Origin of the sequence: Pantoea sp. WEP, from assembly GCF_041678305.1 — a bacterium.
GTDB lineage: Bacteria > Pseudomonadota > Gammaproteobacteria > Enterobacterales > Enterobacteriaceae > Pantoea > Pantoea dispersa.
Map to the genome: position 1 here is coordinate 2,304,468 of NZ_JBGNXB010000001.1, position 23,015 is coordinate 2,327,482.

General features: G+C 57.1%; 21 protein-coding genes and 3 tRNA genes. 12 read left to right on the top strand and 12 right to left on the bottom strand.

Translation table 11 applies throughout. The features are described from left to right. Positions 1 to 40 precede the first annotated feature (40 nt). A complete protein-coding gene (rnt, locus tag ABVR31_RS10585) occupies positions 41 to 709 on the top strand; it encodes a ribonuclease T (protein ID WP_021506216.1) in 669 nt (222 codons plus the stop codon). 52 nt (positions 710 to 761) lie between these two features. Here rnt and ABVR31_RS10590 read toward each other — a convergent pair whose 3' ends face one another. Next, a complete protein-coding gene (locus ABVR31_RS10590; RefSeq protein WP_021506217.1) occupies positions 762 to 1,094 on the bottom strand; it encodes a Grx4 family monothiol glutaredoxin in 333 nt (110 codons plus the stop codon). 366 nt (positions 1,095 to 1,460) lie between these two features. Here ABVR31_RS10590 and ABVR31_RS10595 point away from each other — a divergent pair, with 366 nt between their 5' ends. Then, positions 1,461 to 2,252 (top strand): C40 family peptidase, encoded by a 792-nt coding sequence (locus ABVR31_RS10595; protein WP_058757687.1) that lies wholly within the window; start codon positions 1,461 to 1,463, stop codon positions 2,250 to 2,252. Positions 2,253 to 2,308: 56 nt separating this feature from the next. Here the strand turns inward: ABVR31_RS10595 and ABVR31_RS10600 are convergent, their stop codons facing one another. After that, the gene (locus tag ABVR31_RS10600; RefSeq protein WP_021506219.1) at positions 2,309 to 2,398 is read right to left on the bottom strand and encodes a YnhF family membrane protein; all 90 of its coding nucleotides are present in this window, start codon (positions 2,396 to 2,398) and stop codon (positions 2,309 to 2,311) included. 272 nt (positions 2,399 to 2,670) lie between these two features. Here ABVR31_RS10600 and purR point away from each other — a divergent pair, with 272 nt between their 5' ends. Next, entirely contained in the window at positions 2,671 to 3,696 is a 1,026-nt protein-coding gene (purR, locus tag ABVR31_RS10605; RefSeq protein ID WP_021506220.1) for an HTH-type transcriptional repressor PurR, read from the top strand. Here purR and punR read toward each other — a convergent pair. After that, positions 3,693 to 4,604, bottom strand: a complete 912-nt coding sequence (punR, locus tag ABVR31_RS10610) for a DNA-binding transcriptional activator PunR (protein WP_059011034.1) — start codon at positions 4,602 to 4,604, stop codon at positions 3,693 to 3,695. The genes purR and punR overlap by 4 nt on opposite strands. A 109-nt stretch (positions 4,605 to 4,713) precedes the next feature. Between punR and punC the strand changes: the two genes are divergently transcribed. Further along, on the top strand, positions 4,714 to 5,916 hold the full coding sequence (gene punC, locus ABVR31_RS10615; RefSeq protein WP_372772695.1) for a purine nucleoside transporter PunC: 1,203 nt from the start codon (positions 4,714 to 4,716) through the stop codon (positions 5,914 to 5,916). A 310-nt stretch (positions 5,917 to 6,226) separates the two neighbouring features. After that, positions 6,227 to 7,375 (top strand): cyclopropane fatty acyl phospholipid synthase, encoded by a 1,149-nt coding sequence (cfa, locus tag ABVR31_RS10620; protein ID WP_021506223.1) that lies wholly within the window; start codon positions 6,227 to 6,229, stop codon positions 7,373 to 7,375. Between the two features lie 48 nt (positions 7,376 to 7,423). On the opposite strand, the gene ABVR31_RS10625 is transcribed toward cfa, so the two are convergent. Continuing rightward, positions 7,424 to 8,077, bottom strand: coding sequence for a riboflavin synthase subunit alpha (locus ABVR31_RS10625; protein WP_127833971.1), 654 nt, complete (start codon positions 8,075 to 8,077; stop codon positions 7,424 to 7,426). A gap of 198 nt (positions 8,078 to 8,275) precedes the next feature. Here ABVR31_RS10625 and ABVR31_RS10630 point away from each other — a divergent pair, with 198 nt between their 5' ends. From ABVR31_RS10630 to ABVR31_RS10655, 6 genes are all read left to right on the top strand, one after another. Beyond that, positions 8,276 to 9,649, top strand: a complete 1,374-nt coding sequence (locus tag ABVR31_RS10630) for an MATE family efflux transporter (protein WP_372772697.1) — start codon at positions 8,276 to 8,278, stop codon at positions 9,647 to 9,649. Positions 9,650 to 9,802: 153 nt separating this feature from the next. Then, positions 9,803 to 9,879 (top strand) — tRNA-Val (locus ABVR31_RS10635). A 3-nt stretch (positions 9,880 to 9,882) separates the two neighbouring features. Next, positions 9,883 to 9,959: transfer RNA gene (locus tag ABVR31_RS10640), tRNA-Val, on the top strand. Between the two features lie 12 nt (positions 9,960 to 9,971). Beyond that, a tRNA-Val gene (locus ABVR31_RS10645) sits at positions 9,972 to 10,048 on the top strand. A gap of 344 nt (positions 10,049 to 10,392) precedes the next feature. Beyond that, entirely contained in the window at positions 10,393 to 11,805 is a 1,413-nt protein-coding gene (gene pykF, locus ABVR31_RS10650) for a pyruvate kinase PykF (protein WP_021506226.1), read from the top strand. A gap of 306 nt (positions 11,806 to 12,111) precedes the next feature. Continuing rightward, the gene (locus ABVR31_RS10655; RefSeq protein ID WP_007374746.1) at positions 12,112 to 12,348 is read left to right on the top strand and encodes a major outer membrane lipoprotein; all 237 of its coding nucleotides are present in this window, start codon (positions 12,112 to 12,114) and stop codon (positions 12,346 to 12,348) included. Positions 12,349 to 12,423: 75 nt separating this feature from the next. Here ABVR31_RS10655 and ABVR31_RS10660 read toward each other — a convergent pair whose 3' ends face one another. From ABVR31_RS10660 to sufA, 7 genes are all read right to left on the bottom strand, one after another. Next, the gene (locus ABVR31_RS10660; protein ID WP_372772705.1) at positions 12,424 to 13,461 is read right to left on the bottom strand and encodes a L,D-transpeptidase family protein; all 1,038 of its coding nucleotides are present in this window, start codon (positions 13,459 to 13,461) and stop codon (positions 12,424 to 12,426) included. Positions 13,462 to 13,522: 61 nt separating this feature from the next. After that, positions 13,523 to 13,939, bottom strand: a complete 417-nt coding sequence (sufE, locus tag ABVR31_RS10665; protein WP_021506228.1) for a cysteine desulfuration protein SufE — start codon at positions 13,937 to 13,939, stop codon at positions 13,523 to 13,525. A gap of 20 nt (positions 13,940 to 13,959) precedes the next feature. Next, complete coding sequence (gene sufS / locus ABVR31_RS10670; protein WP_372772707.1) at positions 13,960 to 15,183, bottom strand: cysteine desulfurase SufS; 1,224 nt, start codon at positions 15,181 to 15,183, stop codon at positions 13,960 to 13,962. After that, the gene (gene sufD, locus ABVR31_RS10675) at positions 15,180 to 16,457 is read right to left on the bottom strand and encodes a Fe-S cluster assembly protein SufD (RefSeq protein ID WP_021506230.1); all 1,278 of its coding nucleotides are present in this window, start codon (positions 16,455 to 16,457) and stop codon (positions 15,180 to 15,182) included. Before sufD ends, sufS begins: the two co-directional genes overlap by 4 nt. After that, on the bottom strand, positions 16,432 to 17,178 hold the full coding sequence (gene sufC, locus ABVR31_RS10680) for a Fe-S cluster assembly ATPase SufC (RefSeq protein WP_021506231.1): 747 nt from the start codon (positions 17,176 to 17,178) through the stop codon (positions 16,432 to 16,434). The genes sufD and sufC overlap by 26 nt, the downstream gene beginning before the upstream one ends. Positions 17,179 to 17,217: 39 nt before the next feature. Continuing rightward, the gene (gene sufB, locus ABVR31_RS10685; protein WP_021506232.1) at positions 17,218 to 18,711 is read right to left on the bottom strand and encodes a Fe-S cluster assembly protein SufB; all 1,494 of its coding nucleotides are present in this window, start codon (positions 18,709 to 18,711) and stop codon (positions 17,218 to 17,220) included. 7 nt (positions 18,712 to 18,718) lie between these two features. After that, complete coding sequence (gene sufA / locus ABVR31_RS10690; RefSeq protein ID WP_058776260.1) at positions 18,719 to 19,093, bottom strand: Fe-S cluster assembly scaffold SufA; 375 nt, start codon at positions 19,091 to 19,093, stop codon at positions 18,719 to 18,721. Positions 19,094 to 19,483: 390 nt separating this feature from the next. Between sufA and ABVR31_RS10695 the strand changes: the two genes are divergently transcribed. Then, positions 19,484 to 19,888: a hypothetical protein gene (locus tag ABVR31_RS10695; protein ID WP_021506233.1), complete on the top strand. Its 405-nt coding sequence runs from the start codon at positions 19,484 to 19,486 to the stop codon at positions 19,886 to 19,888. 30 nt (positions 19,889 to 19,918) lie between these two features. Here ABVR31_RS10695 and ABVR31_RS10700 read toward each other — a convergent pair whose 3' ends face one another. Beyond that, positions 19,919 to 22,972 (bottom strand): FAD-binding and (Fe-S)-binding domain-containing protein, encoded by a 3,054-nt coding sequence (locus tag ABVR31_RS10700; RefSeq protein WP_372772711.1) that lies wholly within the window; start codon positions 22,970 to 22,972, stop codon positions 19,919 to 19,921. Positions 22,973 to 23,015: the final 43 nt, after the last annotated feature.

Sequence of the window (23,015 nt, forward strand, 5' to 3'; positions counted from 1 at the left end):
CCATAATGCGCGCTGCCCCATTTCCTGCAATGAGATCCTGATGTCTGAATCGAACGCCTTAAACGCTCTCCATCAACGCTTCCGTGGTTTTTATCCTGTGGTGATTGACGTTGAAACCGCCGGTTTTAATGCGCAAACCGATGCGCTGCTGGAAATCGCCGCCACCACGTTAAAAATGGATGAGGATGGCTGGCTGCACCGCGATGAAACCCTGCATTTCCACGTGGAGCCGTTCGAAGGGGCGATTCTAAATCCCGAAGCGCTGGCGTTTACCGGCATCGACCCCAGCAATCCGCTGCGCGGCGCGGTGAGTGAATATGAGGCGCTGCACGCCATTTTCAAAATGGTGCGCAAAGGTACCAAAGACAGTGGCTGTAACCGGGCGATTATCGTGGCGCACAATGCCACCTTTGATCATAATTTTCTGATGGCGGCAGCAGAGCGCACCGGCATGAAGCGTAACCCGTTCCACCCGTTCGCCACCTTTGACACCGCCGCGCTGAGCGGGCTGGTGCTGGGACAAACGGTACTGGCGAAGGCCTGTAAAGCGGCGGGGATAGATTTTGACAGCACTCAGGCGCACTCGGCGCTGTACGATACCGAACAGACCGCCACGCTGTTTTGCGAACTGGTGAATCGCTGGAAACGCCTCGGCGGCTGGCCGCTGGCGGTGAGTGAAGAGCCGGCCGAAGACGATGCCTCAGCCTGAGGCCCGTCAGACCGCAGCCAAAAAAAGGCCGACACTGCTGTCGGCCTTTTGCTTATTCTGCTTCTTTGTGCTTCTCAGCGGTCTCTTTGATCAGCGGTTGCAGTTCGCCGCGCTGGAACATCTCAACGATGATGTCACAGCCGCCGACCAGCTCGCCATCCACCCACAGCTGCGGGAAAGTTGGCCAGTTGGCGTATTTCGGTAACTCAGCGCGGATATCCGGATTTTGCAGAATGTCTACGTACGCAAAGCGCTCACCACAGGCAGACAGCGCCTGTACCGCCTGCGCAGAGAAACCGCAGCTTGGCAGTTTCGGCGAACCTTTCATGTACAGCAGGATCGGGTTTTCTGCGATCTGGCGCTGAATTTTTTCAACAGTACTCATTTTTGCCTTCCTTAATCCTTCACTTCGTGTTTGTTTATTGTAGCGACTTCGCCCCGCGACTGAAAACGGGATTTTGCCTTAGCCGGCGCATATCGCCATGTTTGTTAAGTTCGCGCGCCACGAATAACATTTTCATATCATTAATAAGCATTAATCAATTAATAATTAGCAATAATTCCGCTGGGTTAAGCAGCTGAAATCGCTCATTTTTGCCCCACTTTCAGTACCGTGACAGATTAATGGAAAAAGACCTTACCTTTTGCAAAAAAAGTGGATTAGAATTGCCCCGGTGCTGATCGTCGATCAGATTTTTCTAACTTTACCGCGGTCTGGCTTCCTGCCGACGGCTTAACCTGTAACCGGACTATGCGTTTACTGATTACGCTTTTCATACTGGCTTTTGCCCAACTGTTCTTTAATGTGGCGGCGGCTTCTCCGCATGCGCCGGTTAATGCCAGTTTGCAGAAAGCGGAGAAAAAGAACGCGCGTGAAGATGAGCGTCGCAAACGACGCCCGGTGAAAACCACCAGCAAAAAGTCACGCCTGACGTCGGTACAGAAGTTCAGGCTGAAAAAACAGCAGAAAAGCGAAACGGTACTTCAGCACACCACCCAGCGCAAATCCTCACTTAAGCTCAGTGCGAAAAAATATGGTCATCAGCGGCTGGCGAAAAAATCGCGTGACGTTGCCGTTGATGATGAAGTGCAGCAGCTGAGCGGCATTAAAATGAGCAAGGCCCACCGCCTGCGCTATCAAAAAGCGCGCGAAACCGCGATGACGAAACTGATGGGCCAGCTGGGTAAACCGTATCAGTGGGGAGGCACCTCACCGCACACCGGTTTCGACTGCAGTGGTTTAGTGTGGTACGCCTACAAAGATCTGGTGAAGTTTAAATTTCCCCGTACCGCTAATGAGATGTATCACCTGCGCGACGCCGCGCCGATCAAGCGCGAGATGCTGGAGAAAGGCGATCTGGTGTTCTTCCGCATCAACAACCGCGGCACCGCCGACCATGTCGGGGTTTATCTGGGCAATGGTAAATTCATTCAGTCTCCGCGCACCGGGAAGGATATCCAGATTAGCGCGCTGGGCGAGGATTACTGGCAGAAGCATTACGTTGGCGCACGCCGTATGATGACGCCGAAAACCGTGCGCTAATCTCAGTGTTGCGCAACAAAAAAGCCGGTGGCTGTTCAGCAGCACCGGCTTTTTTATTAATGCAGAATGGCGGTAAAGCTAAAGGCAATAATCATCAGCAGAGCAGCGGCGGTGGTGGTCAATGCCAGTTTTAAATCGGTACTCATCACAACTCCTTAGTCACACAGTTTGCATGGTTAAATAATTTTCGCACAGTGATGGGCAAAAATCTCGTGTTATCCGCCCCGGCTTGCTAGAATCGCCGCCTTTCGTTGCGCAACAGATTTAGCGCATGCTGCATTGACAGCCTGCTGAAGGATGTTTCCCTGCCCGATTAAGCAGATTAGCCCTGATATTCAGGGCGCAAAACCATTAGCAGACGCAAACGTTTAACAATATACTTATCAGTAAGTTGCGATAAGCCCAGGAGTACCATTTCATGGCAACCATTAAAGATGTGGCGAAACGCGCCGGGGTCTCAACCACCACGGTTTCGCATGTCATCAACAAAACGCGTTTTGTCGCGGAAGAGACGCGTAACGCCGTATGGGAAGCGATTAAAGCGCTGCATTACTCACCGAGCGCGGTGGCCCGCAGCCTGAAGGTGAATCACACCAAGACGCTGGGCCTGCTTGCGACCTCCAGCGAAGCGCCCTACTTCGCCGAAATTATTGAAGCCGTGGAGAATCACTGCTTTGAGCGTGGCTACACGCTGATTCTCGGCAACGCGCACAACGATCTGCAAAAACAGCGTGCCTATTTGTCGATGATGGCGCAAAAGCGCGTCGATGGCCTGCTGGTCATGTGCTCCGAATATCCCGACGATCTGCTGCAGATGCTGGAAGAGAACCGCAATATCCCGATGGTGGTCATGGACTGGGGCGAATCGCGCGGGGACTTTACCGATACCGTGCAGGACAATGCATTCCACGGCGGTTACCTCGCCGGACGATACCTGATTGAGCGCGGCCATCGCGATATCGGTGCTATCCCTGGCCAGATGGAACGCAACACCGGTGGCGGTCGTCATGCGGGTTTTCTGCAGGCGATGCAGGAAGCGGGCATCAGCGTCCGTCCCGAGTGGATTGTGCAGGGTGACTTCGAACCGGAGTCAGGTTATCAGGCAATGCAGCAGATCCTGAACCAGAAACAGCGCCCGACGGCGGTGTTTTGCGGCGGCGATATCATGGCGATGGGCGCGATTTGCGCGGCCGACGAGATGGGACTGCGCGTGCCGCAGGATATTTCGGTGATTGGCTACGACAATGTGCGCAACGCGCGCTACTTCACCCCGGCGCTGACAACCGTGCACCAGCCGAAAGCGCAGCTGGGGGAAAAGGCACTGGAGATGCTGCTGGACCGCATCACCAGCAAACGCGAAGAACCGCAGACCATTGAAGTGCAGCCCACGCTGATTGAGCGCCGCTCCGTGGCCGATGGCCCGTTCCGCGATTACCGCCGTTAAGCCGCCTTCTCGCTGAGCCACTCGTGGTTCAGCGTTTCCGCATCGCCCAGATATTCCAGCAACCACGCCAGCGCCGGTGACGCACGCTGCTCAGACCAGCTGACGCAACATGGGCTGTCCGGAAACGGCTGCGGCAACGCCAGTTCCACCAGCGCGCCGCTGTCCAGCAGCGGGCGCGCCAGGTGGCCCGGCACCATGCCCACGCACAATCCGGCCTGCAGGCAATCCAGCCCGGTTTCCCACTCCGGCACCACCAGCCGCCGCTGGTTATCCAGCGTCCACGTCATGCGGCGCGGCAGCGCGCGCGACGTATCTTCCAGCACCAGCGACGGCCAGGCGCGCAGGGTTTCGTCATCCAGCTGCGGACTGTGGGCCAGCGCATGCTGCGGACTCACCACGCAGCGCCAGTTGAGCGCGCCCATATCCTGAAAGGCGAAGCGGCCGCCGACCGGAATGGCCTGGGTGGCGCCAATCGCCACATCGACACGACCATCAGCCAGCGCGTCCCACACGCCGTTAAATACTTCGTAGCTGATGATCAGCTCCATATCGGGGAAATGGCGGTAAAAATCCTTTACCAGCTGGCGGGTGCGCTGCGGTTTGACGATGCAATCTACCGCGATGCTGAGCTGACCGCGCCAGCCGTTAGCCAGCTGCTGACATTGACGGCGCGTGGCCAGCATTTTTTTGATAACAGAACGCCCTTCACGCACAAAATGCTCGCCTGCTGCCGTCAGCACCACTTCGCGATGCTGCCGCTCAAACAGCGGTACCGCCAGCCAGCCTTCCAGCTGGCGCACGGTATAGCTGATGGCAGAGGGCACGCGGTGCAGCTCCTGCGCCGCCGCGCTAAAACTGCCAGTGCGCGCTACCGCGTCCACCACTTCAAGCGCATATTCTGACCACATAATTTTCCCTTCAAAAATTTTAACAGCACCCTGCAAATATTAGCGTTTCACAAAGCCCGCTGCACCCTTTTACACTCCCCGCCGTTCAACCTGCCGAATGAGAAAAACCATGCTGTCATCCAAAGGATTTCTGCCTTACCTTGCCGTGCTGAGCATGCTCGGCTTCCTGGCCACCGATATGTATTTACCCGCCTTCGGCGCCATGCAGCGCGACTTTGCTTCCGCACCGGGCACCATCAGCGCCAGCCTGAGCTTGTTTCTGGGCGGCTTTGCCTGTGCGCAGGTGCTGTGGGGTGTGCTGTCGGACCGCTTCGGCCGTAAGCCGATTTTACTGGCGGGCCTGAGCCTGTTTGCGCTGAGCTGTCTTGCCATGCTGTGGGTGACTAACGTCTGGCTGATGCTGGTGCTGCGCTTTGTGCAGGCGGTAGGCGTGTGCGCCGCAGCAGTGAGCTGGCAGGCGCTGGTGGTTGACCGCTATCCGCAGGCCAAAGCCAACAAAGTGTTTGCCACGATTATGCCGCTGGTGGCGCTGTCACCGGCGCTGGCGCCGCTGCTGGGCGCCTGGCTGATGGCCCATTTTCACTGGCGCGCCATCTTCCTCGCGCTCACGCTGGTGACGCTGGTGCTGCTGTTCGGCACGCTGAAACTGGCCAGCGCGTCGCGTGCGCGCCACGACAGCGCGCCACAGCCGGGCTGGCTGACGCTGCTGGCGACGCGTATTTACAGCGGTAACGTACTAATTTATGCGGCCTGCTCCGCCAGTTTCTTCGCCTGGCTGACCGGCTCGCCGTTTATCCTCGCCGCCGCGGGTCTGAGCCCGGCGGACATTGGCCTGAGCTATATTCCGCAGACCATCGCCTTCCTGCTAGGCGGATTTGGCTGTCGCGCACTGCTGAATCGCTTTCAGGGTGCGCAGCTGCTGCCGTGGTTGCTGATGATTTACAGCCTGAGCATTCTGGGCCTGTTTGCGGTGGCGCTGATGACTACGCCGCCGCTGGTGGCTCTGCTGCTGCCGTTCTGCGGCATGGCGCTGGCCAATGGCGCGATTTACCCGATTGTGGTGTCCAGCGCCCTCGCCCCGTTCCCGCAGGCCACCGGCAAAGCGGCCGGCCTGCAGAATCTGCTGCAGCTGGGCTTATGCTTCCTCGCCAGCCTGATTGTATCCGCCGGTCTGCAGCAGGCGCTGTTACATACCACGCTGGTCATGGTCGCCACGGTGATCCTCGCCTGGGCCGGTTTCCTGTGGCAGCGCAGCGCCAGCGCACAAAGTGATATTGCTCACGCTTCCCGTCCCTGCGAAGATAATTGCTAAGGCAACGATTATCGTTAGCAAACTAACGATAAGCCATTGAATACTGACCTGCGTGAGCATATACTCAGTGGGTCAGCATTTCTGCAACAAATCAATAACATAATGAGCGTATTTTTTAGCGACACTGTCGCTGGGATGGCGTCTGCACGATATTCACCTCCGGAGTTGTGGCAGACATTTCTATTCAGATTCATACCTCTGTAGTACGTCGGCTATCTGGCGCACGGATTTTCCGTGAGTTCTCTCACAGGCCTGAGGAATTTGACTATTCTTTTTCTCAGGTTCAAATCGGAAAGGTGATGGAGAAGCTATGAGTTCATCGTGTATAGAAGAAGTGAGCCTTGAAGAAAACCAATGGTTTCGTATCGCCCATGAATTACTGGAGCGGGCGGACATTCACATCAACGGCACACGCCCCTGGGATATTCAGGTCAGACATGCGGATTTTTTCAAACGGGTCCTGCAGGAGGGATCGCTGGGCCTCGGTGAAAGCTACATGGACGGCTGGTGGGAGTGTGAACGTCTGGATATGTTCTTCCACCGTGTGCTGAAACATCATCTGGATAAGCAGTTACCGCACCATTTTAAAGACACGCTGCGCATTGCTGCGGCGCGCCTCACCAATCTGCAGTCAAAGAAACGCGCCTGGATTGTTGGTAAAGAGCACTACGATCTTGGCAACGACCTGTTTTCACTGATGCTCGATCCGTTTATGCAGTACTCCTGCGGCTACTGGAAAAGCGCGGAAACGCTGGAGCAGGCACAGCAGGACAAGCTGGATATGATCTGCCGCAAGCTGCAGCTTGAGCCGGGCATGACGCTGCTGGATATCGGCTGCGGCTGGGGCGGACTGGCGGAATTCGCCGCGCGTCATTACGGGGTAAAAGTGCATGGCGTGACTATCTCTGCCGAGCAGCAGAAAATGGCGCAGCAGCGCTGTGCCGGTCTGGATGTGACCATTCTGCTGCAGGATTACCGTGATTTGAACCAGCAGTTTGACCGCATCGTGTCGGTGGGCATGTTCGAACACGTCGGGCCGAAAAACTATGCCACCTACTTCGATGTGGTTGATCGTAACCTGAAACCGGAAGGCCTGTTTTTGCTGCACACCATTGGGGCGATCAGAACCGACATGAACGTCGATCCGTGGATCGATAAATACATTTTCCCCAACGGCTGTTTACCGTCGGTACGGCAGATTGCCGATGCCAGCGAATCTCACTTCATCATGGAAGACTGGCATAACTTTGGCGCGGATTATGACACTACGCTGATGGCCTGGTACGAGCGATTCCAGGCGGCATGGCCGCAGCTGGCGGAGAAGTATGGCGAGCGTTTCGAACGGATGTTCAGCTATTACCTCAACGCCTGCGCCGGTGCGTTTCGCGCGCGGGATATTCAGCTGTGGCAGGTAGTTTTCAGCCGCGGCGCCGAAGGCGGTTTGCGCGTGGCGCGTTAATTTCCGAGCCAGGATAAAAGGCGCTTACCGCGCCTTTTTTATTCGCGATTACTCCGCGTCCGGCAGCGTTTGTGCCGCCAGCGCGGCCGCGGCATCACGCTGCGCCAGCACACGTTCGACGGTGTCGACAATCGCCTGGGTATGCGGATCGATTTCGATATTGACCCGATGCCCCAGCTTCTTCGCGCCCAGCGTGGTGCGCTCCAGCGTTTCCGGGATCAGATGCACGCAGAACTTACTTTTGGTGACATCACCGACTGTCAGGCTGATACCATCGATGCCGACGAATCCTTTATGCAGAATATATTTGATCTGCTCAGCGTCCTGTAATTTAAACCACACTTCGCGGTTATTCTCTGACTGGATAATTTTACAGATTTCGGCGGTGGTCATAATATGGCCGGACATCAGGTGTCCGCCAATTTCATCGCTGAATTTCGCGGCGCGCTCAATATTCACGATGTCACCAACCTGTAATTCACCGAGGTTGGTGATGCGCAGCGTCTCTTTGATGAGATCGAAGCTGACGCGATCGCCGTCAATGGCGGTCACCGTCAGGCAGCACCCGTTGTGCGCTACCGAGGCGCCCAGCGCCAGGCCGGGCAGCAGCTCAGCAGGCAAGCGCACGGTGTGGGTGCGGAACAACTCTTTTTCTTCAATGGCGACAATTTCTGCCGTGCCCTGCACAATTCCGGTAAACATAATTTCAGCCTCTGCGAAGTTTGTGGCAGTTTATCACAGCTTGCGCCGCAAGGTTTAATTTGCCGGCGCGCAAACTTTACACAAATGGCGCAACCAAATGCGATCAATGTTTGGCGGAAGTGCGGGCTACCGCTACACTAGGTCGCGCATTCTTTGGGGATTTCACCCCGCTCTCTTCTTAAATTACGCAGGTGATACGTGCAGAAGTATTTAACAGAAGCGCGTCAATTGCTGGCCCTCGCGATCCCGGTCATCCTTGCTCAGGTGGCACAGACCGCGATGGGATTTGTGGATACCATAATGGCCGGTGCGGTGAGCGCCACGGATATGGCCGCCGTTGCTGTCGGCACCTCTATCTGGCTTCCCGCCATTTTGTTTGGTCATGGTCTGCTGCTGGCATTGACGCCAACCGTTGCGCAACTCAACGGATCCGGGCGACGCGAACGCATCGCAGAACAGGTGCGCCAGGGTTACTGGCTGGCGGCGGGCGTGGCGCTGCTGATTATGGTGGTGCTGTGGAACGCCGGCTACCTGATTCACACCATGCATGACATTGATCCTCAGCTGGCGGCCAAAGCAGAAGGTTATCTGCACGCGCTGCTGTGGGGCGCACCGGGCTACCTGTTTTTCCAGGTGGCACGTAATCAGTGTGAAGGGCTATCGAAGACTAAGCCGGCGATGCTGCTGGGTTTCCTCGGCCTGCTGACCAACATTCCGCTGAACTATGTTTTTATTTACGGCCATTTCGGTATGCCTGCGCTGGGCGGCGTGGGCTGTGGCGTCGCCACCGCGTCGGTTTACTGGGTGATGTATCTGGTGATGCGCTTCTGGCTGAAGCGCATGCCGGCCATGCGCGATATCCGCATGCATAACCGCTGGTCGCCACCGTCGCGCGCCATCCTGACGCGCCTGTTCACGCTGGGATTACCGGTCGCGCTGGCGCTGTTTTTCGAGGTCACGCTGTTTGCCGTGGTGGCGCTGCTGGTGTCGCCGCTCGGCATTGTGAAAGTCGCTGGTCATCAGATCGCGCTCAACTTTAGTTCGCTGATGTTTGTGCTGCCGCTGTCGCTCGGCGTCGCCACCACCATTCGTGTCGGCTACCGTCTGGGCCAGGGCTCGGCCGAACAGGCCCGCATCGCCGCGTGGACCGGTCAGGGCGTGGGTATTACCATGGCGGCGATCACCGCGCTGTTTACCGTGACCTTCCGCCACGATATTGCCGCGCTCTATACCGCTAATCCGGAAGTGATTGCCCTGGCGGCACAGCTGATGCTGCTGGCGGCCATCTATCAGTTCTCGGATTCGATTCAGGTGATCGGCAGCGGTATCCTGCGCGGCTATAAGGACACGCGCTCGATCTTCTTTATTACCCTGATCGCCTACTGGGTGCTGGGGCTGCCGGTGGGTTACGTGCTGGCGCTGACCGACTGGGTGGTGGCACCGCTGGGGCCGGCCGGTTTCTGGTGCGGATTTATCGTCGGTCTGACGTCGGCGGCGGTGATGATGATCTGGCGCATCCGCCGTCTGCAGCGTTTACCGGCGCAGGTGATTCTGGCGCGCGCCGCGCGCTAAGTGGCTGAGCGGGCGTTTATTTGGCCCGCAATGGCGAAAAAAACGACGCATAGCACAGTTGCTGGTCAGTCGTCAGGAAAAATCACTTTTCCGCTTGCCAGCATCACGGCCTGCCGTTAATATTCGTCCCCGCTGTCGCCCTGACAGCGTGTTGCGCTCTTAGCTCAGTTGGTTAGAGCACCACCTTGACATGGTGGGGGTCGATGGTTCGAGTCCATTAGAGCGCACCAAGTGCGTCCGTAGCTCAGTTGGTTAGAGCACCACCTTGACATGGTGGGGGTCGGTGGTTCGAGTCCACTCGGACGCACCAGATTTCTGAAATGCGCTCTTAGCTCAGTTGGTTAGAGCACCACCTTGACATGGTGGGGGTCGATGGTTCGAGTCCATTAGAGCGCACCACTTTTGCTGTTATCTCCCTTGCGCAACTCGCCTTTCCTTGATCTGAGTCGGTTTTCTCCCTCTGCTTTTATATTGGTTTTCGCATACTTAGCGACTATACTATGCCGCGTTGTTCCACCTGAAAGGTTTCAGCGCTAACGTGCCTATGCCAGCCACTTACATCATTTGCGCAACGCCGTCGCTACGGTCTCTCCGCCCGGCGCATAACTTCTCTGCACGCTTAGCCGTCGTCACCTATTCTTACTTCTGTGGCAAACGTACCAACACCAAACAGATTTTTACTTCGGTGCCAGGCGCATCGAACCCCGACCTTTATCATCCATCACAACTTACAGAAATCTGACATGAAAAAGACCAAGATCGTTTGTACTATCGGTCCGAAAACCGAATCCGAAGAGATGCTGACTCAACTGCTGGAAGCAGGCATGAACGTCATGCGCCTGAACTTCTCTCACGGGGATTATGCCGAACATGGTCAGCGCATCACCAACATGCGTGCCGTCATGGAAAAAACCGGTCGCCAGGCCGCGATTCTGCTGGACACCAAAGGCCCGGAAATCCGTACCATGAAACTGGACGGTGGCAATGATGTGTCCCTGAAAGCTGGCCAGACCTTCACCTTCACCACCGATCAGTCAGTGATTGGTAACAGCGAGCGCGTTGCCGTTACTTACGCCGGTTTCACCGAAGACCTGAAAATTGGTAACACCGTGCTGGTCGACGATGGTCTGATCGGCATGGAAGTGACCGAAGTCACGGAAAACACCGTGGTGTGTAAAGTGCTGAACAATGGCGACCTTGGCGAAAACAAAGGCGTCAACCTGCCGGGCGTATCCATTCAGCTGCCAGCGCTGGCGGAAAAAGACAAGCGTGATCTGATCTTCGGCTGCGAACAGGGCGTGGATTTCGTTGCGGCTTCCTTCATCCGTAAACGTTCTGACGTGCTGGAAATCCGTGAGCACCTGAAAGCTCACGGCGGTGAGCACATTCAGATCATCTCCAAGATCGAAAATCAGGAAGGCCTGAACAACTTCGACGAGATCCTGGAAGCCTCTGACGGCATCATGGTCGCGCGTGGTGACCTCGGTGTGGAAATCCCGGTTGAAGAAGTGATCTTCGCGCAGAAGATGATGATCAAGAAGTGTAATAAAGCGCGCAAAGTGGTAATCACCGCGACGCAGATGCTGGATTCGATGATCAAGAACCCGCGCCCTACCCGTGCTGAAGCCGGCGACGTGGCCAACGCCATCCTCGACGGCACCGACGCGGTGATGCTGTCCGGTGAGAGCGCCAAGGGTAAATACCCGCTGGAGTCGGTCACCATTATGGCGACCATCTGCGAACGTACCGATCGCGTGATGAAATCGCGCATCGATTCCCTGCAGGATTCGCGCAAGCTGCGTATCACTGAAGCAGTGTGCCGTGGCGCCGTTGAGACCGCTGAGAAACTGGAAGCGCCGGTGATTGTGGTGGCGACCGAAGGCGGTAAGTCGGCTAAATCCGTGCGTAAATACTTCCCGGATGCCACCATTCTGGCCCTGACCACTAACCAGACCACTGCGCGTCAGCTGATCCTCAGCAAAGGGATTGAAACGCGTCTGGTGAGCGAAATCGCCTCGACCGATGATTTCTACCGCATCGGCAAAGAGATGGCGCTGCAGAGTGGCTACGCGCAGAAAGGCGATGTCGTGGTGATGGTTTCGGGTGCGCTGGTACCGAGCGGAACCACCAACACCGCGTCGGTGCACGTACTCTGATCGAGCCGGTGATGTTTATTTAAAAGAGCGCCTTTCGGGGCGCTTTTTTTTATTCCGCGCCTGAGACAGAAAGCGGAAAATTCCAATCGATAATAACTATTCAATATCCCGCAGAATTAAGGTTAATCCGATTAAATCTCTCTGTTTTCGCTAAATATTTTCATCATGTTCTGTGAAACGCTGCTTCTTTGAGCGAACGATCAAATTTAAGCATGTTCTCATCAAAAATTTATTCTCAACTTAAAAAGCTTTGTGTAATACTTGTAACGCTACATGGAGATTAACTCAATCTAGAGGGTATAAATAATGAATCGTACTAAACTGGTACTGGGCGCGGTAATCCTGGGTTCAACTCTGCTGGCTGGTTGCTCAAGCAACGCTAAAATCGACCAGCTGTCTTCAGACGTTCAGACTCTGAACGCTAAAGTTGACCAGCTGAGCAACGACGTGAACGCAATCCGTTCTGACGTTCAGGCTGCTAAAGACGACGCAGCTCGCGCTAACCAGCGTCTGGACAACCAGGCTCACTCTTACCGTAAGTAAGAGTTCTGGTTTGAAAAATGGTGCCCTTGTGGCACCATTTTTTTTGTCCGGATTCTGCCGTCCGCTGGCCCTGAATCACGGTGTCGCAGCGGCTTCGCCCTGCGCCTGACTGATGGTGGCTTGCGCACCGCCTGTTGCCCCCTGCTGCGTCTGCAGCACTGCCGGCAGCGGCGTCGCCTCACTCACCGGTTCCCCACTGCTCACCAGCACCGGCATGCCTGAACGACGTTCAATCGCCGCCTTAATCAGCGCACTGTCGCTCTTCGCACTCTTTATAAAGGCTTTCAGCGGCGCGCTCAGCGCAATTGGCATGGTCTGTGGATCGTCCTGTTCATTACGCGACAGCGGCTGGTGTACCTCGATGTAGCGTTTGCCGTCGGGTTCGATGGCATATTTGATCGGCTGGTTAATCACCTGTACGCGTGTACCCTGCGGCACGCTGTTGAACAGCGCTTCGATATCGTCCGGGCGCAAACGAATACAGCCGGAGCTGACGCGCATCCCGATGCCGAAGTCGGCGTTGGTGCCGTGAATCAGATACTGGCCGCTGCCGCGCGCCAGACGCAGCGCAAACAGCCCCATCGGGTTATCCGGCCCGGCAGGCACCATCGCGGGCAGCGTGATGCCCTCTTTGGCGTAGCGTTTGCGGATATTGACGGTGGGCGTCCAGGTGGGGTTAGGGATTTTCTGGCTGATACTCGTCACCATGCTCGGCGTGGCAGCACCCAACTGGCCGATGCCGATCGGATAAACCACGACGCGATCTTCCCCTTTGGGATAGTAGTAGAGGCGCAGTTCGGCCAGGTTGATCACGATGCCTTCACGCGGCGCATCCGGCAGCAGCATCTGCAGCGGCACGGTAAGCTGCGTTCCGGCTTTCGGCAGCCAGGGGTCGACGCCCGGGTTGGCTTCCAGCATGCCAAGCATGCCTATCTTATAACGCGCGGCAATGCTCTCCAGCGGCCGTTTGTCATCCGGGACGGTGGTCAGGGTGTTTTCGCCAATCAAACGGCTATCAGCGGCTGGCAGGGGGTATTCCGTAGCAAACGCAGGTGCAGACAGTCCGAAACAGGACAACAGCAATGCACCGGCTAAACGAAGCGCAGGTTTCATGCATTTTCTCTTTGTCGGATGGAACAGACCCCGGTCATGGCCGGGGTCTGGAGAGTGTAACTTAGCTGAGAGACTGTGCGTTATGCCGGATCGCGCGAATCATCGCTTCCAGCCCCTGCGAACGCGAAGGGGTGAGGTGTTGCGTCAGGGCCAGTTCGCCAAACCAGTGGGCGACATCCAGTGCCAGAATCTCTGGCGCTTTCAGACCCTGATACAGGCTAAATACCACGGCAATCAAGCCCTTAACGATGGCGGCATCGCTGTCACCTTCAAAAGCAATGGTGCCGTCAGCCTGTGGGGTCATGCGAATCCATACCTGACTCTGACAGCCGGAAATGACGTACTGCGGCTGATGCAAGCTTTCAGAGGATTCTGGTAATTTTGCCCCGAGTTCAATGATGTAGAGGTACTTCTCTTCCCAGTTGGCGCAACGATTGAAGTTGCGCACCAGTTTCTCTTTTTCTGGCAGGTTTGCCATGCATAACTCCTGAAATCTGCTCAACCGCCCAGCAGACGATGAATGCGCGTCAGGCCAGCCGCCAGGCGATCGGCTTCCTCTTCGCTGTTGTAGAGCGCGAAAGAGGCGCGACACATCGCGGGCACCGCATAATGACGCATCAGCGGCATGGCACAGTGGTGGCCGGTGCGAATGGCAATGCCGTACTGGTCAAGGAAGCTGCCAACGTCAAACGCGTGGTGCTTACCGAGGTTAAACGCCACCACGCCGCTGCGCTCGGCCGGGCCGTAGATAACCAGGTCCGGCACCGACGCCAGCTTGTCCAGCGCGTAACGCATCAGCTGGTTCTCGTGCTGCTGGATCGTTTCCAGACCGAGTTCGCTGATCCACGTCAGCGCCGCGCCAAGGCCAATGATGCCGCCGGTGTTCGGCGTGCCGGCCTCAAAGCGCCACGGTGCGCCATTCCAGGTGGTGCCGGTGGGCAGCATGACCTGATCGATCATCGAACCGCCGCCTTCCCACGGCGGCATGATCTCCTGCAGCGCCTTACGCGCGTACAGCACGCCAATCCCTGTCGGCCCATAGATTTTATGGCCGGAGAACACGTAGAAATCGCAGCCGATATCCTGCACGTCAACGGGGTGGTGCATCACAGCCTGAGCGCCGTCTACCAGCGTCACCACGCCCGCGGCTTTCGCCTGCGCCACGATAGCTTTCACCGGGTTAACCGTGCCGAGCACGTTGGAAACGTGCGTCACGGCCAGCAGGCGCGTACGGCTGTCAATCAGCCCCGCCAGCTGCTCCAGCGCCAGCTCGCCGTTGTCGTTAAGTGGCAGCACACGGATTTCCGCACCGGTACGCTGCGCCACCATTTGCCACGGCACGATATTGGCGTGGTGCTCCATCTCAGTGACGATCAGGTTATCGCCCGGCTGCAGCTGACTGCCGCCCCAGCTGTTGGCCACCAGATTGATGCCTTCGGTGGTGCCTTTCACGAAGATAATCTCTTCCGGCGCGGCAGCATGCAGAAAACGCGCCGCCTGGGCGCGCACGTTTTCCATGTCGCTGGTCGCCTGCGCGCTCAGCGAGTGAATACCACGATGCACGGCCGCATAGCCGTGCTGATAGAAGTGACTTTCCGCGTTGATCACCGCGAGCGGGCGCTGTGCGCTGGCCGCGCTGTCAAGGTAGGCCAGCGGATGTCCGTTGACCTCACGACTCAGAATCGGAAACTCCGCTCTGACTCGTTCGAGATCGAAACTCATGACTCAACTCCCGGGAAACGGTCGGTAATACGTTGCAGTACCACCTGGCGCAGCGCGTCATCTTCCAGCGCTTCCGTCAGTTCAGCGGCGAAAGCATGGATGATCATCTGCTGCGCCGCGTCCTCGGCGATGCCGCGCGAGCGCAGGTAGAACATCTGCTCGTCGTCGATGCGACCAATAGTCGCGCCGTGGCTGCACTTGACGTCATCGGCGTAGATTTCCAGCTGCGGCTTGGTGTCCACTTCCGCCAGGCGACCGAGCAACAGGTTGTTGTTGGTCATCTGGCCATCAGTTTTCAGCGCGTGCTGTGCCACTTTGATGTGGCCGTTAAACACCGAGCGCCCTTTGTCACGCGAAATGGTTTTGTGCAGCTGGCGACTCAGGCAGTGGCCTTTGTTGTGCTCCAGATAGCTGCGCGTATCCGCCACTTCGCTGCCTACCGGCAGCACCAGGCTGTTCAGCGACAGCTGGGTGTTCTCACCGTTCAGCTGCACGCTGGTGTTGTGACGCGACAAACCGGCACCCAGCAGGAAGCTGGTGCTGCTCACCTGCGCGTCACGGCCAATCACGATGTCGTTGTGCGCAAAGTGATAGCTGCTGCTCTCTTCAAACGCCAGCTTGGTATGCTTCAGCTGCGCATTGTCGCCCACCGCAAAGGTAAAGCGCGCGCCGGTGAAGTGGGCGCTGCCATTCAGCGTCACGTAATGCTCGATCACCTGCGCTTCCGCGCCGGACTCCAGCTCCAGATGGTGACGATGATGCACCGTGTTAAGCGCATCCGCCTGGCCGCTGGTAATGTGCAGCAGATAGAGCGGCTGCGCCGCAGCTTTGCCGCGCGGCAGACGAATCGAGGTCACCTCTTCCGCCAGACTTTCCGTCAGGTGCAGGAACACCTCCGGCTGTACCGCAGCCGGTAACGGACGTCGCTCAGCGGCACGGCTGTGCTGCACGTCAAACAGACCGGTGTCACGCGCGCTCAGCTCAGGCTGGAAGCGGCCGTCGACGAACACCAGGCAAATCGCGTCCAGCGGCAGCGCCAGCGCAGCCACCTGCTCAGCGCTCACGCCTGGCGCGTCCGCCTGCACGAACTGCTGTGCCAGCAGGCTGTCCAGCGCGGTGTATTTCCAGTTTTCATGCTTGCGCGTCGGCAGGCCGACACGCATCAATTGCTGCCAGTGCTGCTGTGCCTGCAGCGAACGCTGCTCGCCGCGTGACTCAAACAGGTGATGCCACTGCTGCAGCGCGTTATCACTCCTGGTCGGTAAGCCAGCCATAGCCTTGCTCCTCCAGCTGTTTCACCAGCGTAAAGTCGCCAGACTTCACGATTTTGCCCTGATACAGCACGTGCACGTGATCTGGCTTGATGTAATCCAGGATGCGCTGGTAGTGCGTTACGATGATGAATGAGCGCTTGCCGTCGCGCAGGCTGTTCACGCCTTCTGCAACAATTTTCAGCGCATCGATATCCAGACCGGAGTCGGTTTCATCGAGGATGCACAGCTCAGGCTCCAGCGCCGCCATCTGCAGGATGTCATTACGCTTCTTCTCACCGCCGGAGAAACCGACGTTGACGGAACGGGTCAGCAGATCTTCCGGCATCTTCAGCAGCTTGATCTTGTCTTCGATGAAGTCCTGGAAGTCGAAACGGTCCAGCTCTTCCTGCTCACGGTATTTACGCACCGCATTGACCGAAGTCTGCAGGAAAAACTGGTTGCTGACGCCCGGGATCTCGACCGGGTACTGAAACGCCATGAAGATGCCTTCACCGGCACGCTCTTCCGGCTCCAGCTCCAGCAGGTCTTTGCCTTTAAAGGTCACGGAACCGCCGGTGATTTCATAATCTTCACGACCGGCCAGCGTGGCAGACAGGGTGCTCTTGCCGGAGCCGTTCGGGCCCATGATGGCATGCACTTCGCCCGGCTTAACCTCAAGGTTCAGACCGCGCAAAATCTCTTTGTCTTCAACGCTAACCTGTAAATCTTTAATGCTTAACATACTCTTTCCTTCACATTGCTTCCGGCAACGCGTGTGGCATCAGCCGACACTGTGCTCAAGGCTGATCGCTAACAGTTTTTGCGCTTCCACGGCAAATTCCAGTGGCAGCTCGGAGAAAACGTCTTTACAGAAGCCGTTGACGATCATCGAGATCGCATCTTCTTCGCTAATGCCGCGCTGCAGGCAGTAGAACATCTGATCTTCACCGATGCGCGACGTCGTGGCTTCGTGCTCAAGCTGCGCGCTGTTGTTGCGCGTTTCCACGTATGGGAAGGTGTGCGCACCGCAGTCCGGCCCAATCAGCATCGAGTCACACTGGGTGAAGTTACGCGCGTTAGTCGCAGTCGGCATGATTTTCACCAGGCCGCGGTAGGTGTTTTGGCTCTTACCGGCTGAGATACCTTTCGAGATGATGGTCGATTTGGTGTTTTTACCAATGTGAATCATCTTGGTACCGGTATCGGCTTGCTGGCGACCGCTGGTCAGCGCGACGGAGTAGAATTCGCCCACTGAGTAATCACCGCGCAGGATGCAGCTCGGGTATTTCCAGGTGATGGCTGAGCCGGTCTCGGACTGCGTCCACGACATCTTGCTGTGCTCGCCTTCACACAGCGCACGCTTGGTCACGAAGTTGAGGATACCGCCCTCGCCTTCACCGCCCGGGAACCAGTTCTGCACCGTGGAGTATTTCACTTCGGCGTTTTTGTGGATGATCACTTCGACGACCGCTGCGTGCAGCTGGTAGGTGTCGCGCACCGGCGCTGAACAGCCTTCGATGTAGCTGACGTAGCTGTCTTCATCAGCAATCAGAATGGTACGTTCGAACTGGCCGGTTTTCGCCGCGTTGATGCGGAAATAGGTCGACAGCTCCATCGGGCAACGCACGCCTTTCGGGATGTAGACGAAGGTACCGTCGGACGCCACCGCCGAGTTGAGCGCAGCAAAGAAGTTATCGTTGTGCGGCACCACGGTGCCAAGATACTTCTGTACCAGCTCCGGATGATCGTGAATCGCTTCACCGAAGGAGCAGAAAATAATGCCCTGCTCAGCCAGCTTGTCACGATAAGTGGTCGACACGGACACCGAGTCGAAAATGGCGTCCACCGCCACTTCTCTGCCTTCACGCACCGGCACGCCCAGCTGGTTAAACGCGTCTTCCACTTCTTTAGTCAGGTAATCGCTGGAGGCGACGCTGCCGGACGTCTGGGTGGCACCCGGTTCAGAGGCACAGCTGTCATCGCAATTGCCGCAGGACGGCGCGGAATAGTAGCTGTAATCCTGATAATCGAGTTTGTCGTAGTGCGCTTTCAGCCAGTGTGGCTCTTCCATCTCCAGCCAGGCGCGAAACGCCTTGAGACGGAACTCCAGCATCCACTCGGGTTCGTTACGTTTGGCCGAAATGGCACGCACCACATCTTCATTGATGCCGTGTGCCAGTTCGTCGGTTTGCAGCTGGGTGAAGAAGCCTTCTTTATAGTTCAGGCTGCCTTCCCAGGTTTGTACATCGTCAGATGCTTCGCTGTGTCGTGACATATTTCACTTACTCGACGCCAAAGCTTTCACCGCACCCGCAGGCGTGCTGAGCTTTAGGGTTGTTGAATTTAAAAATCTGGTTCAGGCCTTCGCGGACATAATCCAGCTCGGTACCGTCAACAAACGGCATCGCCTGAAGCGGCACAAACAGTTTTGCGCCATATTGCTCGAACTGCAGGTCGTCATCGGCAGGCGCTTTCACCAGGTCCATAACGTACCCAAAACCGGCACAGCCGGACTGTTTCACACCCAGCTTCAGGCCCTTAACTTCCGGGTCCTGTTCCACCAGGCTGAGAATCTGTTTCGCTGCCGACTCGGTCAGCGTGAGCCCTTTCCAGACGAAATCGTCAGGTGAAAAAGACGCTGCATTTACTGATGACATAGTGCTACCTCGTAAGTCTGGGCCTTTTCAGGCTATCCCCCTATGGTAGTGATATCAGATATCACTTCAACCTCTTGTTTTGCAGGGATAATCATCTCGTGCTGTTTTTTACTGCTGCTTTATTAAGCATAGTCCCTTCCCACCAGCTTGTGCGCGCCATTCCCGCGCGCGCCGTCAGAACGTAACCTGTTCATAAGCCGTAAATTTTCCAGTTCGCTTTTTACGTTTATGCTCTGATTGATAGGTTACGCCTTTGCTGAATGTAAAGAGATTGTTATTGCCGATTTTTGTAACAGGCAAAGGAAATCAATAAAATTTCACGGCGGGAATTGCATTCCTGGCGCGGTTTAATATGATAATGATTATCATTAACCTACTTTGGGTGGCGACATGACGCTTTCCGTCTCAGCCTGGTTACAACACAAAATCGACGAATATAAGTTTTCGGTCCGTGATATCACCGTCGACTTCTATCTGGCTCAGGCAAAGCTCAACCGCACCGATTGTTCCATTGAACAACTGCGTCGTTTTAACGATACCTGTCTCGACATGGCCGAAATCTGCCAGCTGAACGGCGACGATCACAGCTACCTGCACGCGATGGGCAAGCTGCACCACCGCTTAGTACAGGAGATGGGCAATGCCGATCGCGATCGCCTGTTCCGTATTCAGGCTTACCAGCTGGCGCGCCTGTCGCTGACCCGTTTGTGTCATCAACTGGCGCTCAGCGGCGACTGGGACCAGGCGACCCGCCTGCAAAGTGATTTCGTCCGCCACGCAGGCTGGATATTCTAATCCAGCTTTGTGACGGCTCCTACAATTTGTTTACATCAATTCCAGCAAAGCCTGTAGCGGATGGCGCATACCGTTGCCCTCGGCGCGTTTCACCTGGCTGCGGCAGGAGAAGCCGGTCGCCAGACAGCGCTGACGCGGCAGCTTCTGCAGTTGCGGATGCCACGACAGTTCATAAATGCCCAGCGAGTTCGCCAGGTTTTTACTCTCGTGACCATAAGTGCCGGCCATGCCACAGCAGCCCACGTTGATGTTCTCCAGCTTCGCGCCAAAACGGGCAAAAATAGCCTGCCACTGATTAGGCGTTGACGGCAGCGCCGTGACCTCAGTGCAGTGGGCAAACAGATACCAGGCTTCGCCGCTGGCGATCTGCGCGTCGCGCCCGGCCAGCGCGCCGTGCAGCCATTCATGCACCAGCTGCACACTGAACGTGCCGCGCTGCTCGCCCAGCACCTGCTGATATTCGTCGCGATAGCACAATACCGTGGCCGGATCGACACCGACCATCGGCACACCGAGCTGCGCCACCCGGTTGAGGAACTCAGCGGTTTTGCCGGCGGTGCGGGCAAAGCGCTGCAGAAAACCTTTCACGTGCTGCGCTTTCCCGTTAGGTGAGAACGGCAGCAGCACCGGCCGGTAGCCGAGTTTTTCAATCAGCCGGATGAAATCGGTCACCAGCTGCGCTTCGTAATAGCTGGTAAAGGGATCCTGCACCACCAGCACGTGCTGTTCGCGCTGGGCCGCATCCATCGCCTCCAGTTGCTCCAGCGTGACCCGCATCGCCGGGTGTCCGCTCAGCTGCTGCTTCAGGCTCGGCGAGGAGAGCAGCGGCAGATCCACCATGCCGATGTGGCGCTGGCTGAGGTCGCGCATCCACGGCTGTTTCAGGAAGAAGTTGAACACCCGCGGTGCTTTCGCCATCAGTGGCGCATAGCTTTCAACCGACGCCACCAGATGGTCGCTGACCGGGCGCAGATAGCGGGTGTGATAAAGCTGCAGGAAGCGCGATCGGAAGTTCGGCACATCGATTTTAATCGGGCACTGCGTCGAGCAGGCTTTACACGCCAGGCAGCCGGACATCGCCTCTTTCACTTCATGCGAGAAGTCATATTCGCCCTGCTTCGCATGCCACGAATTGCGCGTGCGCTGAATCAGACTGCGCAGGCTGGCGCCCTGTGCTGGCAAGGCCTGCTCCAGCTTAAGCGGGTCAACGCCCTGCTCCGCCAGCAGGCGCAGCCACTCACGCGTTAGCGTGGCGCGTCCTTTTGGCGAATGGATACGATTGCGGGTAATTTTCATTGACGGGCACATCGGGCTGCGCACATCAAAGTTGAAGCACAGTCCGTTGCCGTTACACTCCATCGCGCCGCGCCAGTCATTGCGTACCGTCAGCGGAATCTGGCGATCCCAGCTGCCGCGCGTGGCCGCATCGACCTGCATCATGGGTTCGTCGTTACCCAGCGGCGTACAGATCTTGCCGGGGTTGAGACGGTTATCCGGATCGAACGCCGCTTTGATGCGACGCAGCTCATTAAACAGCGTTTCGCCAAAGAACGCCGGACTGTACTGGGCGCGGAAGCCTTTGCCGTGCTCGCCCCACAGCAGACCGCCGTAGCGCGCGGTAAGCGCCACCACTTCGTCCGAGATCTGCTTCATCAGCATCTCCTGCTGCGGATCGCACATGTCCAGCGCCGGACGCACGTGCAATACGCCGGCATCCACGTGACCAAACATGCCGTAGCTCAGGCCATGGCTGTCGAGCAGCGCACGAAAATCCATAATGTAATCCGCCAGATGCTCCGGCGGCACGGCGGTATCCTCCACGAAAGGAATCGGTTTGGCGCGCCCTTTGGCGTTGCCAAGCAGACCCACCGCTTTTTTACGCATGTTATAGATGCGCTCAATGCCCGCCAGATCATCACACAGCTGATAGCCCATCACGCCGCCCTGCTGCTGCGCCATCAGCTCATCCAGCCGCGCGCACAGCGTGGTCACCTGCTGCGCAATCAGCGCCGCATCGTCGCCGGCAAACTCGACAATATTCAGGCCGAGCATCTCTTTACCTGGCACATCGGTGATCAGCTCGCTGACCGAATGCCAGACGATATCCTCGCGCGCCAGGTTCAGCACTTTCGAATCCACCGTCTCCACCGACAGGGCCTGCGCCTCGACCATAAAAGGCGCATTGCGCAGTGCGGAATCGAACGAATCGTACTTAATGTTCACCAGCCGGCGCACTTTGGGAATAGGTGTGATATCCAGCCGGGCTTCGGTGATAAAGGCCAGCGTGCCTTCGGCACCGCACAACAGGCGCGTCAGGTCGAAAGTTTGCAAATCATCACTGAACACATGGCGCAGGTCATAACCAGTGAGGAAGCGATTCAGTTTGGGGAATTTTGCCAGAATCAGTTCACGCTGCTCGCGGCAGCGGTTAAGCACTTCTTTATAGATGCGCCCTTCAGCGGTCGGCGTCGTGGCCAGCTGTTCCGCCAGCGCGGTGGGCATGGCGCGCGTATCAAGAATTTCGCCGCCCAGCAGCACGGCACGCAGGCCTTCGACGTGATCGGAGGTTTTGCCATACACCAGCGATCCCTGACCGGAGGCATCGGTATTGATCATGCCGCCCAGCGTGGCGCGGTTACTGGTCGACAGCTCCGGAGAGAAGAAAAAGCCGTACGGCCTGAGCCAGGCGTTGAGCTGGTCCTTCACCACGCCGGCTTCTACCCGCACCCAGCCCTGCTCGGTGTTGATCTCGAGGATGCGGTTCATGTAGCGCGACATGTCGACCACAATGCCCTGGTTGAGCGACTGCCCGTTAGTGCCGGTACCGCCGCCGCGCGGGGTAAACACCAGGCTGTTGAAACGTGGCTCACCAGCCAGTCGGGCGATCAGCGCCACGTCCGCCGTTGAACGCGGAAACAGCGCCGCATCGGGCAGGAGCTGATAGATGCTGTTATCGGTGGAGAGCGTGAGGCGGTCGGCATAGCTGGTCGCGGTGTCGCCGGTAAAACCTTGTTCTTTCAGCGACTGCAGGAATGTCAGCACCAGTTGAACGAGGCCTGGCGCCTGAGAAATCTGTGGGATCATTATTTCGTGACCGGGATGTTGTAAACGTTTGCGTGGTTAATTT

Coding starts and splice junctions, on each gene's coding strand:
- rnt (WP_021506216.1), top strand. CDS start 41: ATGTCTGAATCGAACGCCTTAAACGCTCTCCATCAACGCTTCCGTGGT.
- ABVR31_RS10590 (WP_021506217.1), bottom strand. CDS start 1,094: ATGAGTACTGTTGAAAAAATTCAGCGCCAGATCGCAGAAAACCCGATC.
- ABVR31_RS10595 (WP_058757687.1), top strand. CDS start 1,461: ATGCGTTTACTGATTACGCTTTTCATACTGGCTTTTGCCCAACTGTTC.
- ABVR31_RS10600 (WP_021506219.1), bottom strand. CDS start 2,398: ATGAGTACCGATTTAAAACTGGCATTGACCACCACCGCCGCTGCTCTG.
- purR (WP_021506220.1), top strand. CDS start 2,671: ATGGCAACCATTAAAGATGTGGCGAAACGCGCCGGGGTCTCAACCACC.
- punR (WP_059011034.1), bottom strand. CDS start 4,604: ATGTGGTCAGAATATGCGCTTGAAGTGGTGGACGCGGTAGCGCGCACT.
- punC (WP_372772695.1), top strand. CDS start 4,714: ATGCTGTCATCCAAAGGATTTCTGCCTTACCTTGCCGTGCTGAGCATG.
- cfa (WP_021506223.1), top strand. CDS start 6,227: ATGAGTTCATCGTGTATAGAAGAAGTGAGCCTTGAAGAAAACCAATGG.
- ABVR31_RS10625 (WP_127833971.1), bottom strand. CDS start 8,077: ATGTTTACCGGAATTGTGCAGGGCACGGCAGAAATTGTCGCCATTGAA.
- pykF (WP_021506226.1), top strand. CDS start 10,393: ATGAAAAAGACCAAGATCGTTTGTACTATCGGTCCGAAAACCGAATCC.
- ABVR31_RS10655 (WP_007374746.1), top strand. CDS start 12,112: ATGAATCGTACTAAACTGGTACTGGGCGCGGTAATCCTGGGTTCAACT.
- ABVR31_RS10660 (WP_372772705.1), bottom strand. CDS start 13,461: ATGAAACCTGCGCTTCGTTTAGCCGGTGCATTGCTGTTGTCCTGTTTC.
- sufE (WP_021506228.1), bottom strand. CDS start 13,939: ATGGCAAACCTGCCAGAAAAAGAGAAACTGGTGCGCAACTTCAATCGT.
- sufS (WP_372772707.1), bottom strand. CDS start 15,183: ATGAGTTTCGATCTCGAACGAGTCAGAGCGGAGTTTCCGATTCTGAGT.
- sufD (WP_021506230.1), bottom strand. CDS start 16,457: ATGGCTGGCTTACCGACCAGGAGTGATAACGCGCTGCAGCAGTGGCAT.
- sufC (WP_021506231.1), bottom strand. CDS start 17,178: ATGTTAAGCATTAAAGATTTACAGGTTAGCGTTGAAGACAAAGAGATT.
- sufB (WP_021506232.1), bottom strand. CDS start 18,711: ATGTCACGACACAGCGAAGCATCTGACGATGTACAAACCTGGGAAGGC.
- sufA (WP_058776260.1), bottom strand. CDS start 19,093: ATGTCATCAGTAAATGCAGCGTCTTTTTCACCTGACGATTTCGTCTGG.
- ABVR31_RS10695 (WP_021506233.1), top strand. CDS start 19,484: ATGACGCTTTCCGTCTCAGCCTGGTTACAACACAAAATCGACGAATAT.
- ABVR31_RS10700 (WP_372772711.1), bottom strand. CDS start 22,972: ATGATCCCACAGATTTCTCAGGCGCCAGGCCTCGTTCAACTGGTGCTG.